The sequence below is a fragment of the Pleurocapsa sp. FMAR1 genome (assembly GCF_963665995.1).
In the GTDB taxonomy this organism is placed as follows: Bacteria; Cyanobacteriota; Cyanobacteriia; order Cyanobacteriales; family Xenococcaceae; genus Waterburya.
On sequence record NZ_OY762512.1, the window covers coordinates 5,076,511 to 5,088,779 of the forward strand.

At 40.1% G+C, this 12,269-nt stretch carries 13 protein-coding genes, 1 tRNA gene and 3 pseudogenes; 6 read left to right on the forward strand and 11 right to left on the reverse strand.

The window, feature by feature from the left end; translation table 11 throughout:
- Positions 1-17: 17 nt before the first annotated feature.
- From SLP02_RS24630 to SLP02_RS24640, 4 genes and pseudogenes are all read left to right on the forward strand, one after another.
- Positions 18-185 (forward strand): hypothetical protein, encoded by a 168-nt coding sequence (locus tag SLP02_RS24630; RefSeq protein WP_319423363.1) that lies wholly within the window; start codon positions 18-20, stop codon positions 183-185.
- Positions 186-188: 3 nt separating this feature from the next.
- The gene (locus tag SLP02_RS24635; protein ID WP_319423364.1) at positions 189-542 is read left to right on the forward strand and encodes a type II toxin-antitoxin system PemK/MazF family toxin; all 354 of its coding nucleotides are present in this window, start codon (positions 189-191) and stop codon (positions 540-542) included.
- Between the two features lie 14 nt (positions 543-556).
- Positions 557-703, forward strand: a pseudogene (locus tag SLP02_RS26890) (four helix bundle protein); the annotation flags it as partial.
- A gap of 501 nt (positions 704-1,204) precedes the next feature.
- Positions 1,205-1,591 (forward strand): four helix bundle protein, encoded by a 387-nt coding sequence (locus SLP02_RS24640; protein ID WP_319423365.1) that lies wholly within the window; start codon positions 1,205-1,207, stop codon positions 1,589-1,591.
- Positions 1,592-2,093: 502 nt separating this feature from the next.
- On the opposite strand, the gene SLP02_RS24645 is transcribed toward SLP02_RS24640, so the two are convergent.
- The 7 genes and pseudogenes from SLP02_RS24645 to nuoH form a co-directional block, all read right to left on the reverse strand.
- Complete coding sequence (locus SLP02_RS24645; protein WP_319423366.1) at positions 2,094-2,330, reverse strand: IS1-like element transposase; 237 nt, start codon at positions 2,328-2,330, stop codon at positions 2,094-2,096.
- 304 nt (positions 2,331-2,634) lie between these two features.
- A tRNA-Arg gene (locus SLP02_RS24650) sits at positions 2,635-2,707 on the reverse strand.
- A 97-nt stretch (positions 2,708-2,804) separates the two neighbouring features.
- A pseudogene (locus SLP02_RS24655) lies at positions 2,805-3,919 on the reverse strand (IS4 family transposase).
- 243 nt (positions 3,920-4,162) lie between these two features.
- On the reverse strand, positions 4,163-4,468 hold the full coding sequence (gene nuoK / locus SLP02_RS24660) for an NADH-quinone oxidoreductase subunit NuoK (protein ID WP_319423367.1): 306 nt from the start codon (positions 4,466-4,468) through the stop codon (positions 4,163-4,165).
- A 173-nt stretch (positions 4,469-4,641) separates the two neighbouring features.
- Positions 4,642-5,259: an NADH-quinone oxidoreductase subunit J gene (locus SLP02_RS24665; RefSeq protein WP_319423368.1), complete on the reverse strand. Its 618-nt coding sequence runs from the start codon at positions 5,257-5,259 to the stop codon at positions 4,642-4,644.
- 108 nt (positions 5,260-5,367) lie between these two features.
- Positions 5,368-5,985, reverse strand: a complete 618-nt coding sequence (gene ndhI / locus SLP02_RS24670) for an NAD(P)H-quinone oxidoreductase subunit I (protein ID WP_319423369.1) — start codon at positions 5,983-5,985, stop codon at positions 5,368-5,370.
- 84 nt (positions 5,986-6,069) lie between these two features.
- Positions 6,070-7,188: an NADH-quinone oxidoreductase subunit NuoH gene (nuoH, locus tag SLP02_RS24675; RefSeq protein ID WP_319423370.1), complete on the reverse strand. Its 1,119-nt coding sequence runs from the start codon at positions 7,186-7,188 to the stop codon at positions 6,070-6,072.
- A gap of 140 nt (positions 7,189-7,328) precedes the next feature.
- On the opposite strand from nuoH, the gene SLP02_RS24680 reads away from it, so the two are divergent.
- Positions 7,329-8,753 (forward strand): carotenoid oxygenase family protein, encoded by a 1,425-nt coding sequence (locus SLP02_RS24680; protein WP_319423371.1) that lies wholly within the window; start codon positions 7,329-7,331, stop codon positions 8,751-8,753.
- Between the two features lie 8 nt (positions 8,754-8,761).
- On the opposite strand, the pseudogene SLP02_RS26895 reads toward SLP02_RS24680, so the two are convergent.
- The 4 genes and pseudogenes from SLP02_RS26895 to SLP02_RS24705 all read right to left on the reverse strand — a co-directional run bounded on the left by SLP02_RS26895 (position 8,762) and on the right by SLP02_RS24705 (position 10,866).
- Positions 8,762-9,608: pseudogene (locus tag SLP02_RS26895) on the reverse strand (IS630 family transposase).
- Positions 9,609-9,687: 79 nt separating this feature from the next.
- On the reverse strand, positions 9,688-10,377 hold the full coding sequence (locus tag SLP02_RS24695; protein ID WP_319423372.1) for a class I SAM-dependent methyltransferase: 690 nt from the start codon (positions 10,375-10,377) through the stop codon (positions 9,688-9,690).
- Positions 10,378-10,459: 82 nt separating this feature from the next.
- Positions 10,460-10,663: a type II toxin-antitoxin system HicB family antitoxin gene (locus SLP02_RS24700; protein ID WP_319423373.1), complete on the reverse strand. Its 204-nt coding sequence runs from the start codon at positions 10,661-10,663 to the stop codon at positions 10,460-10,462.
- Positions 10,660-10,866 (reverse strand): type II toxin-antitoxin system HicA family toxin, encoded by a 207-nt coding sequence (locus SLP02_RS24705; protein WP_319423724.1) that lies wholly within the window; start codon positions 10,864-10,866, stop codon positions 10,660-10,662. The genes SLP02_RS24700 and SLP02_RS24705 overlap by 4 nt, the downstream gene beginning before the upstream one ends.
- Positions 10,867-11,198: 332 nt before the next feature.
- Here SLP02_RS24705 and SLP02_RS24710 point away from each other — a divergent pair, with 332 nt between their 5' ends.
- A complete protein-coding gene (locus SLP02_RS24710) occupies positions 11,199-12,086 on the forward strand; it encodes a LysR family transcriptional regulator (RefSeq protein ID WP_319423374.1) in 888 nt (295 codons plus the stop codon).
- Positions 12,087-12,269 lie beyond the last annotated feature (183 nt).

Consider the following 12,269-nt stretch of genomic DNA (forward strand, 5'->3'; position numbering starts at 1 on the left):
ATATTTACGCCCGACAAATGATTCAACCGAAGGTATTGCGCAAACAACAAATCGAAGAACAGTTGAGAAATTTCTATCAAAACCGTTCCCAGGCTGATATTGAATTTGAAAAAGAGTGGGTAGAGGAAACGCAAGAACAAGCGATCGCTGCTTGGGAAGAATTTCCTTGGGATGAATCTAAATAAAATATGAGTAGTGAAGATTTCCCCCGTCAGCGACAGGTTTATTTATCCAAGACTCTAAAACAGTTTGGGGATATAAAGAAACGTCCTGTGGTAGTGGTTTCGATAGATATCCGCAATCAATATAGTTTTACTGTCTTGGTTGTCTCTTTCTCTAGCGATACTTCTGATGCAGCTAATCCTAGCCGTGTCTTAATTGACCAAGCAGAAGGGGGGCTAAATGCTAAATCGGTAGCGATGTGCGATGTTATGACCAATATAAAGAAACGCTATCTCGAACGTAGACCTCATGGCGAAATGACCCCTAGCTCATTCGCCCGTATTCAAAGGGCAATTCAAATTGCGATCGGGATTTATTAACTGAAGTATGAGGCATGATCTACAAAGAGCAGTTTATTTGGAAAAAAGCAGTTGACTTATCGGTACGTTGTTACAAGTTAACTGAGTATTTTCCTAAAAGCGAAATATATGGAATGACCAGTCAAATCCGAAGAAGTTCTGTTTCTATTGCTAGCACCCTCGTCAATCGCATCTAAGCGACTAAAGCCTTAGATGCGGACAAGCGCGAAAAGCCGTTGGGGGGGGTACCTCTTTCTCACCGCTATTCCACTCTCGCGGTGTTGGTTTCGGTCATGCGGCTTTTTTAAGGCGGCTTTCCTGTGACCAAGGACTTGTCCGCAGGTAGCTTCCCACCCAACCTCGACAGTTCCTTCAACGCGGGGAAGCCGCGCAACGGACTCAGATGCGGACGAAGCGTTTTTTCTCGCAACGGGGGGAACCCCAAGGGTTCAGCAGTTTCGCAGGGCGGGGTACCGCCCAAGTCGCGTCTAGCGACAGGCTCTGGAGAGCCTCGCCTAACGGGAGGAAAGTCGGCACGTTCCAACGTGCGCTGCTTTGCAGCCTGCAGCGGGGGAACCCCGCCACCCTCAGCAATAGCGCTACTCGGAGGGAACCTCCGCAACGCTTTGCTTCGCAACGAACTGCTTCACCGCAACGCAACTGTCTCGCAAAACGCGCCGTGTGTGAATCTTCATACAACGGGTGAGTGGAATATGCTTCCGCGGACGCTTCGTCCGCCGCCTTCCCAAAGGGAAGTCGAAGCTCTCCAGAGCTTGAAGCATTTCCTCACCCCAAAACGCGCCGTACAAAGAGCGACTGCTGAAACCTTTAGGGGTTCTCGACCCACCGCGCTGACTCGCAATATCGCCGAGGGATATGGAAGACAAAACCAAAAAGAATATTTAAGATTTTTACGAATAGCTCTGGGTTCTGCAAGAGAATTAAACACTCAATTAATTATTTCCCTAAGAGTAGAATTAACAAAAAGCAATTATATAGAATCCGTTTTAAAAGATTCAGACGAAATTCAAAGATTGTTAGTTACAACAATTAGTAAAGTATCAAATTAAACTTCTTCCTTCATACCTCATACTTCGTACTTCACCATGAATAAAACTATAAAACTATAGAATTACCGACTGGCAAAATTATCGATTTAAATCGCTTCGTTGCTTTAGTACCTGATGAGAAAACAGAAAATAAGCAATATCATTTAGTTTTAGAAGGTTGAGCAAACTGTTGAACCCTTTAGGGGCAGATGCGGGGGGTACCCCTTTCTCACCGCTATTCCACTCTCGCGGTGGGGGTCAGGTGCGGCTCACGCCTTCCTCCCATGAGCCATCGCTTCAACAAAGGCGTGAGCCGCATGTAGCCGTTGCGAGTCAGCGCGTTGGGGAGGGGCTGTTCCTGTGGGTCAGTTGCGGCTAAAGCCTTACTCGCAGGATTTATAAGCCCCGTCGGGTTCCCCGACTTGAGCAAAGGCACGAACCCGAAGGGGGGTTCCCCCCGTCTTCTGCGACTGACGAGGGCGAGGCATCTCGGCAAGAAGCTCTTTGTCTTGCTGATTAAAAGTCAGCGGGGTCGCACCGCTTTTTTCAGCTCTTTCATCAATGTGTGAGTACTAATTGAAAGGACTCTTGCAGTATTTCTAATTTCACTGCCATTAACTGCCATTTCAATAATCTTTTGTTTCACTTCAGGTTTATAGCCATGATTCGTATAATCAGCTATAAAAGTGCCACGAAGACATTCTTGATTTTGGCGAAGATAGAGTTGCTTTGCTTGACCTGTTTTTCCATTTCTTACCACATCCGTAGATTTACCACTAGGACAACTCACCGCCATTCAAACCGTCATTCAACCAACATCCTTAATTAATATTTTAGGGAGCAACTACTTTTACATATCTATCTATAGTTTATCGACACTTTGACTACACTACCAAAAGCGACTACTAAACCCGAAGGGTTGTTCGCCCTGACAAGATGTGTCGTATTCTATTTTTTATTTGGTATTAGATAGTAAAGCAGATTAGTATCAGCTTTACAAAGAGAAAGAGTTGCAGTAATGATAATACCATTCAAAACCCTTATGTTATAAGCTTTATACAGTATGAGCGCGGGGTGACTCGAACACCCGACCTACAGGACCGGAACCTGTTGCTCTATCCACTGAGCCACGCGCCCCTAATCAATTTAACGGAAAAACTATTTTTCAAAAACAGGCTTCCATAAAAAATTAATAGCACTTCAATTCATTCTAACTTTATTCTATGTCTAAGACCTAAGTACAGGACAAAAACTTTAAGGATTGAAGAAATTCAGATTGTTTTAAATCTAAATCAGTAACAATTGACCGTAAGTAATCCAAACCGTAACGAAAAATGCTCTTAGCCAATCTTCCATGTTTTTTTACTTTTATTGGTTGATGTTGATGTAACCATTCACCTGTTTTAATCGCCCAACATAAAGCGAGAGACATCAAAGCGACGAGCTTACTCAATCGCTTTGAATCTGTAAAATGAGTAGATTCAAGACAAAATCCTCTAGTTTTAAACATTCCAAATAAAGTTTCAATTCCCCATCGTTTTCCATAGTCAGAGATAGCTGTTGAGGAAGAATCTGGAGAGACAATAATCAGTAACTCACCATCGTCTAGACGTAGAGCAGAAACATAAACAGAACGTCCCCAAAACCATTTACGACCAGATAGAACTTGACTCTGACCTGGTTTTAAGTTGGCAAAGATAATTGAGGCTCTCAATTGTTTGTTTCCATCACAAAGGCGATCGCTTCTTGATTCAGTCGCTATAACGGGTTACAAACCCGCAACGCGCTGAATCGCTTTTTCGGATTCTCAATCGAAAAGCAATAGTCGGTTCAATTAGGAGATAAGTCAACCATTGCTTGCCTACAAATTCGCGCTCGCCAGTTAAATAAGCTACTTGAGCATGAGGAAATATTTGATAAAATTTGTCGAGTAAATCCATCCGTTCATCGCTGTTAGAGTTGCCTTTTTTATCCAACATTTTCCAAACTACTGGATATGCCACGCCTTCACGAACCACCCCCAGCATCAAAATATTAAATCTAGTTTTTCCAAATGACCACTCAGTTCTGTCTGTGCTGAGAATCCAAGGTTGGGGTATGTTCATAATACCGATTATTGTTTTGGCAATCACAGCATAATCTAGAGCGAAATTGCGAAAGAATCTTTGTAAACGCTTATAGCTAGAGTCTGTTTGTGCCTTACTACGAAAACCTGTTGCTAGCTCAGTTAGATTAATGGTTTTTACTCTCAGCAGAGCAACGCCGAACAAAGCGAGGAAATTTAGTCTTGCCCCATGCCATCCTAAATGAGGCAAAGAGAGCTTGTCGAAGTAAGTTAATCTGATTCATAGGGTTCGATTTTAGTGTAGTTACTTTTAATCAAACCCTTTTCCTGTTTACTTTTGCAAGTTTGTCATCTCTTTTTTGTCCCTTACAGAGGTCTAAGACAGGCTTCGTCCGTTTAGGAGTACGTATCGCCAGGGGTTTCCCCTGGCGTTTATGAGCGTGGGCTAGGTGGAACTTAGTTCCACATCTAGAAGCACGCGCTTTGTCGGACGTGGCGGAGTAATCCGTTACAAGAAAAAGCTTAAACTACCATTTCAACAAATTAAATTGTTCCATGTCGATAGTATCACGGTTGCGATAAATAGCCAGCACAATTGCCAAACCAACAGCAGCTTCTGCGGCTGCTACCGTAATGACAAATACTGAAAATACCTGACCTCTAATGTTGCTAGGGTCTAAATAGTTAGAGAATCCCACTAAATTTAGATTAACGGCATTAAGCATCAATTCAATTGACATCAAAACTCTTACCGCATTACGGCTGGTAATCAAACCATAAATGCCTATACAAAACAAGGCTGCTGCCACTAGCAAAAAATATTCTAACTGCATTACTTTAATTACTGATTACTAATGTACGGGCGAACGACCCTTCGGGTTCTACAGTTTGCTTATGTCGGTGAGACCGCAAGTCGAGCATTCCCTTGCGCCTAACGGCGACGCGGGGTCTCGACCCACCGCAACTGTCTCACCCTTCGCCCCTAACTGATTAATAATTAACATTACTAATCTTGTTTATCGCTATCACTACTCAGAATTGCTAATTCACGGGGGCGTTCTGGCAAGGTGAAGCTAGTTGTAACAGTTTCTTTTGTTGCCAAGTATTCGGGAATCATATCACGACGAGCCAGAATAATTGCACCTACCATTGCCATCAAAAGCAGAACTGAAGCCAATTCAAAAGGCAATAAATAGTCACTAAAGAAATGCTCACCCAAAGCTACAACTGTATCAGTTACTTGAGGAGAGGTTGTGTCTAATGACCATGGCGTTACCAAAACCATTGTTCCCAAAAGCGCAAATAAGCCAAAGCAAACCACGGCAGTTGCTACTTTGCGAATTAAACGACCAGGAAGTTCGACATAGTCTTCTTGTTTATTCACTAGCATGATAGCGAACAAGATTAAAACGTTTACCGCGCCTACATAAACCAAAATTTGAGCGGCAGCTACAAAATCGGCATTTAGCAGGAGATATAAACCAGCAATGCTGATAAACACCCCAGCTAGCAAAAAAGCAGAATGAACGATTTTGGGTAAAAGAACAACTCCTAAAGCTGTCCCAATCATCATTACTGCCAAGATGCCAAAAGAAACTATCTGTACTCCTTCAGCTAAATTCACTTTTATCTCCTCTTTTTATAATTACTCGATCAACAAAAAAAATCCATGGTCAAAGACAAGGAAGAAATAATAACTTATTGGCTGTACATTTCTCTTATCCTTTATCCCTTATCCTTCCGTCTTAGCTTCCTCTTTGGGTTTTGCTGCTTCAATTTCCTTGAGGATATCTTCTGGACGTTTACCAGCCCGTTGCGCTCCTTTAGGTAACCCGTGAGGGTCAACTTCGCCTTTTGGTAGGTAAGCGAACTCTTTAAGAGGAGTTACCATCGGATCTTGAGTGACTTTATAGGGCAATCGTCCTAAAGCAACATTATCATAGTTAAGCTCGTGGCGATCGTAGGATGCTAGTTCATACTCTTCGGTCATAGAAAGACAGTTAGTAGGGCAGTATTCGACGCAGTTACCGCAGAAAATACAGACACCAAAATCAATACTGTAATGATCGAGCTTTTTCTTCTTGGCTTTTTTATCAAACTCCCAATCAACTACAGGAAGGTTTATAGGACAGACACGAACGCAAACCTCACAGGCAATACATTTATCAAATTCAAAGTGAATTCTGCCCCGATAGCGTTCGGAAGGAACTAGTTTTTCATAAGGATACTGAACTGTAACAGGACGACGCTGCATATGGTCGAAGGTAACAGATAGACCTTGACCAATATACTTTGCTGCTTGCCAACTTTCATTGGCGTAATCCTGTACTTGTTTGAGGACTTTAAACATAATTGTTTTAACTTTGCTCTAATATTTTTAGTTTAACTAACGCTCACAAATTGCTCTTCCCTAAATGGGCGGAGTAATCTATGACTAACCGCCAAATGCTATAGGAAAAGACAATTTTAAAGCAGCAGTAATCAAGAGATTAGCTAGAGAAACTGGTAATAAGAACTTCCAACCCAAATCTAATAGTTGGTCAATACGAACACGAGGTACAGTCCAGCGTAATAGGATGGCGATAAATACTAGGAAGTATGCTTTACTTAAGGTCATGATAATACCCAAAGAAGCAGTTAATACCTGTAGCCAGGGAGTAGTATCGGCAACACCAATCCAATCTGCCAAACGATCTAAAGGAACAAAAAATTCCCACCCACCTAAATAGAGAACAGCAAAAACTAATGCTGATAATACTAAGTTAACGTAAGAGCCTAGATAAAAGAGGGCAAATTTCATGCCTGAATATTCGGTTTGATAACCAGCAACTAATTCTTCTTCTGCTTCGGGTAAATCGAAAGGTAGACGTTCACACTCAGCCAAGGCTGCAATCCAAAAGATAATAAAGCCAACAGGTTGTCTCCAGATATTCCAGCCCAAAATACCATAGCCTGTCTGCTGATTTACAATATCTATTGTACTAAGACTATTAGACATCATAACGATCGCAAGTACAGATAAAGCCAAAGGAATTTCATAGCTAATAGACTGTGCTGCTGCTCTTAAGCCACCTAATAGTGAATACTTATTGTTAGAAGCATAACCAGCCATCAATAAGCCGATAGGGGCAATACTAGATAAAGAGATCCAGATAAAAATACCCACGTTTAGATCTGTAACCACCAAGTTTTGTCCAAAAGGAACGATAAGATAGGACAAAAACACAGGAATAACTACCAATATGGGTCCTATGGTAAATAACCAGGGGTCTGCTTTAGCAGGAATAACATCTTCTTTAAAAACTAATTTGATTCCGTCGGCGACTGGTTGTAATACTCCCAAAGGCCCTGCATATTCAGGCCCTATTCTTTGCTGGGCAGCAGCCGAAATTTTTCGCTCAAGCCAGACAACTACCAAAACTCCAACTGTTGCGCCGATTATCATTAAGATCATAGGCAAAGGTAGCCAAACAGCTTTAGCTAAACCAGCCGAAAGACCAAAATCTTGTAGAGTTTGCACAAAACTTCCTTGTAAATCGATTCCTGAGTTCATGTTTGTATATGATATTTAGATTAAGCTAATCTCAAACTATACTTATGAGCTTACGCAATTTTTAACGTTATCATTGATAGTATACCGTTGTCCGCTGGTCTATACCTTTTGTATTAGTTATAAAAACATAAAAGCAGCTAATGATCACCTCATCTAAACAAAAAGCTTGGTCAAAAGCGATCGCCACACCCGCTACGGAATTTGATTCTACTTTTCTATCAATCATTGAAGGAGAAATTCCCACCGACCTAAGAGGCACACTATATCGTAACGGTCCTGCTAGGTTGTCTAGAGGGCAACAACAAGTTGGACATTGGTTTGATGGCGATGGAGCTATTCTCAAGGTCGATTTTACTGATTCTGGAGCGACAGGGATGTATCGTTATGTACAAACCCAAGGTTATTCAAATGAGCAAAAAGAAGATGCTTTTATTTATCCTAACTATGGCATGACCGCAGCAGGTGCATTTTGGAATAATTGGTTCAAGCCACTTAAAAATGCTGCTAATACCTCAGTTTTGGCACTACCCGACCGTTTATTAGCTCTTTGGGAAGGTGGCAAGCCTCATGCTCTAGATTTAAATACTTTAGCTACTATTGGCACGGATACTCTATCGGGTCTAGAAAAGAAACAACCTTTTTCGGCACACCCAAAAGTTGACCCCGTGACAGGCAAAATATTTAATCACGGAGTTAGTGGAGGAGCAAACAGCACTCTCAATCTTTATCGTTGCGACTCTACAGGTAAACTTGAGCAGCAAAATTCTCACACTCTGTCTGGACTGCCTTTAATCCATGACTTTTGTTTTGCAGGTGAGTATTTGGTCTTTTTAGTTTCTCCTGTAAGAGCTAATCTTATGCCTGTTGCCCTAGGACAAAAAAGCTATAGTGATTCCCTTGAATGGAAACCTGAATTAGGCACAGAGATTTTAATTTTTGCCAAAGACGATTTATCTTTAGTCAGTCAGGGTAAAACCGATCCCTGGTTTCAGTGGCACTTTGCCAACGGCTATGTCAACAATGAAGGAAATATCGTCACTGAATTTACCCGCTTTGAAAACCTAGACACCAACCAGTATCTAAAGGAAGTAGCATCTGGCTACACCGAAACTCCCTCCAAAGGAACTTTATGGTCACTTACTATCCATCCTCAAACTGCCGAGGTAATTAATAATAAACAGATATCGGATGCTGCGGGAGAATTTCCCTTAGTTGCACCATCAAAGATAGGGCAAGATTGGCGTTATACCTATTTAAACGTCCATCGTTATGGCGTAAAACCTGGTCAAGAGCTATTTAATGCGATCGCCTGTTTTGATCGTTATACTGGAAATATGGCGATCACCGATATGGGCGATAACTGTTATCCTTCTGAACCAATTTTGGTTTCGCGTCAAGATGATTCAGAACATGGTTGGTTAATAACCGTTGTCTTTGACGGCAACACAGATCGAAGTGAAGTCCGAATCTATCAAAGCGATCGCTTGTTTGAACTGCCAGTGTGTCGTCTTGCTTTGCCATCCGTAATTCCCCATAGTTTTCACGGCACTTGGAGACAAAAATAAATATATAGTCATTCTAAATAATTTGCGTATGATTTAAGGATGTCATCCAAAGAAGTACCAGGAGCGGAATAAATACGTCTTTTTTTGAGGATGGCAAAGTCTTGTTCGATACGATTAAAATCGGCTGAATAGGGCGGTAAAAACAAAACTTTATGACCCGCTTGTTCGGCAATACGAAATACATCATTTTGCCGATGAAATGCTGCATTATCAAGAATAAGAGTAGAGTTCGGATTCAATTCGGGAATGAGATGCTCTTCAAGCCACTGATTAAACCATAAAGCGTTAGTACTTCCTTTAAAAAGAACTGGTGCTAATAATTCTTTGCCTCTTTTTCCTGCTATTAAGCTTGTTCTCGTTCCTCTTTTGCCATTGCGCTCGCCATAGGTTTTTTGTCCTCGTTTTGACCATCCATATGGGCGATAAACATATTCTTCAAAGCCCGATTCATCCAAGTAAACTAAGTTATTTGAACCATCTAAAACAACAATCTCACGCAAATTTCTCAGAAAAGCGATTCGTTGACCATGCTTACGTTCACTATATTTCAGAGTTTTTTTTACGAGTCAATTTCATTTGTTTTTGAGCAGATCCAATCGCACTCGTATGGACTCCAAAATGTTGCGCCCGCTCTCTCAAAAGAGCGTCTGGATTTTCTTGAATATGTTGGATAAGTGCTTTCCAATCTAGTTTTCGCTTTCTTCCTAGTTGTGGTGTTGGAGTTAAATTCTTTCTTTGACACCAATCATTCACACACCACAAACTTACCTCATATCTTCTTGATGCTTCTGCCTTTGAGCCTCCCGTCGCTACAAAGTCAACTACTCGTTTTCGTAAATCTACACTATAAGTCATCTAATAGGATTGATTTTTCAACTCAATCCTATTATTCCATACGTTTCCTATTTAGAATGACTATATTTACAATTTCCATTTAGTTTTGGGTAGTGGGTTTATGCCAAACTACTGAATAACGCCAAAATAAATGCTTTCTTACTTTTGCTGTTGTCAGTAAGCTTAGATAAATTTCTTTTACTTGCGACAAAGTTAAATATTCATCTGTTAGCAAATGTTGTCTCATGGCTTCTGCTGCTTCTGGATTGGGTTTAATATGCCTATTTTTGGTCTTCAAAAACCACCAGTTTAGGGGAACAGCAATACAATCACTCAAACTATCTTTGATACCTTGATACTTTAATAAATCTAGAATTATCAGCACCCCTCCTGGCTTTAAAGCAGCCTGCAATTGAGGCAGTAATTTCTCTAAAGATAAATGATGTACTGTCGCAATTGAGGTAATTACATCAAAACGTTCTACAGGGAATCTCCACTGTGAAATATCGGCAACTTGATAATCAATATTGTTAAATTGCCGCGATCTGTGTTTTGCTATCTGGATACTGTTGGGGGATAAATCTATTGCTATAACTTGATCGGTATAATTAGCCAAAAGAAGAGAAAATTTTCCTGTGCCACAGCCAATATCTAAGATTGTCTGACTATGGTTAGGTATTTGCTCAAGTAAAAATTGATGGTAGTAATTATTATGATCCCATTCATCGCCATCGTATGAGGCAAGAAGATCAAAATCATGTTTTATTTTTTGCGTCAGATTTTCATTCATTTTGTATGTCAAGCAAGATAAAAGAAGCGACGGCGCAGGAACTTTACTAGTGAAAAAATTTAAGTTTATTTAGCAAATAAATTTAAGTTTGAAACAAGTTGGGTGCTGGCAACGCTACATTATCTTGAAGTAACATTTCTAAGACTTCTTGAGCATTTTTCAAAGCTTCTTCATAAGTTTCGCCGTGAGTTACTGGCTGATAATAATCACTAAACTCTGGAATTGAAACAACGTAACATTGATCTTCTTCTGACCATTGAATAAGAATGCTATAAGGTAAATTCATAACTCAGCCTTTTTTATGTCTTTTAACAACTGCATAACTTCTTTTTCTTGGTAACGTTTTGCATCTGCACCATCTCTACCAGATAGAACAATTTTACGATTGATTAAGGGATGTTTCCATTTTATATGACTTCCTTTTCCTGGTTCGCTTATGCAACCCGCTTTTAATAACAATGTTTTCAACTCCCGAATCTTTTTGGGTATTTATTTTAAATATTTTGATAAATATTTTGAGAACATTTGTTAATTTAATTTTTGCTACCATTTTATATTTTATTATCAAGATAACAAGTTATTATTGCCTGGATATAATTAATTGTAAAAAGCAAAAAGTAGCATTCTGAACCTGCTTAAAATTTGTTATTTCCCAGGCTGTAATCGAAAATAATTAGAACTTAAGTTACTCTGAAGATAGCAACCGAGACACAATTGAAACTTTTTTTAATCTTCTTGGCTCGATGTGACGCAATCCATCATCAGTTGACAAGACAAATAAGCGATCGCCAATATTCTGTAAAAGGTGAAAAATTTCTCTGATGAAACTTTCTCAAATCAGGTCGTTTGTTGCAGTAGCTAAATGTGGCAAATTTAGTCAGGCAGCGGTGGAATTAGATTTAACTCAGCCTACAGTAAGTCATGCGATCGCAACTTTGGAAAATGATTTAGGGGTACAGTTACTGTTTAGAAGCCAAAAAGGTGTCAATCTTACTCCTGTTGGTGAAAGCGTTTTAGCTCATTGCGATCGCATTTTAAAATCAGTTGAAGATATTAAGCAAGAAGCTAATCGTTATAAAAGCCTTGAGGGAGGTACGGTTAGAATCTCGGCTTTTCGTGGTGCAGCATCTCAACTATTACCCAAAATAAAAGCCCACTTTAAAATTAAATATCCTCAGATCGAGATTAAAATCACGGAAGAAAAAGACTGTCCTCAAGTAGAACAAATGGTATGCTCAGGCAAAGCAGACCTTGGTTTTACTATTTTACCCACCGCTAAAGAACTTGAAGCTATAGAGGTGTTGCGAGATGACTATATTGTCTTACTACCGCCTAATAAATCTTCTTTGGTTAATAGTAAAATTAGCTGGACAGAGTTATTAGCCTTGCCGATTATTTCTTATCCGAATCAAAATACCTGTTTTAGGCAAATTAAAAATTACTTTGAAGCTAAAAATTACCAGTTTCAACCATCAGAACAAGTTCGAGAAAGTGACACAATCGTTAATTTAGTAGCAGCAGGTTCGGGTGCAGCCATTTTACCTCAGCTATCTGTGTTTCATATTCCCCAGGGTGTAACTGTCTGCCAGCTTCCTAAACCCTTACAGCGCATCGTGGTTATGGCTACTCCTAAAGACGCAGATTTATCCCATGCAGTCTGGGCATTTATTGATTTTCTCAAGCAAACTGATTTAACAGCGATTTCTTAAGCACTAAGCCAATTTAACAAATGATATTGGTAGCAATCTAGGTAGGTAGGTAAAATTAAGTAAATAATGGTTTGGGTAATTAATAATTGATAATTAATTATTGATTGTCGCGTTTTACAGATAAATTAAGCTTAGAGCTAGATGCGGTGAGTACACCTTTCTGGCTTAGAGCTATTGAATTAA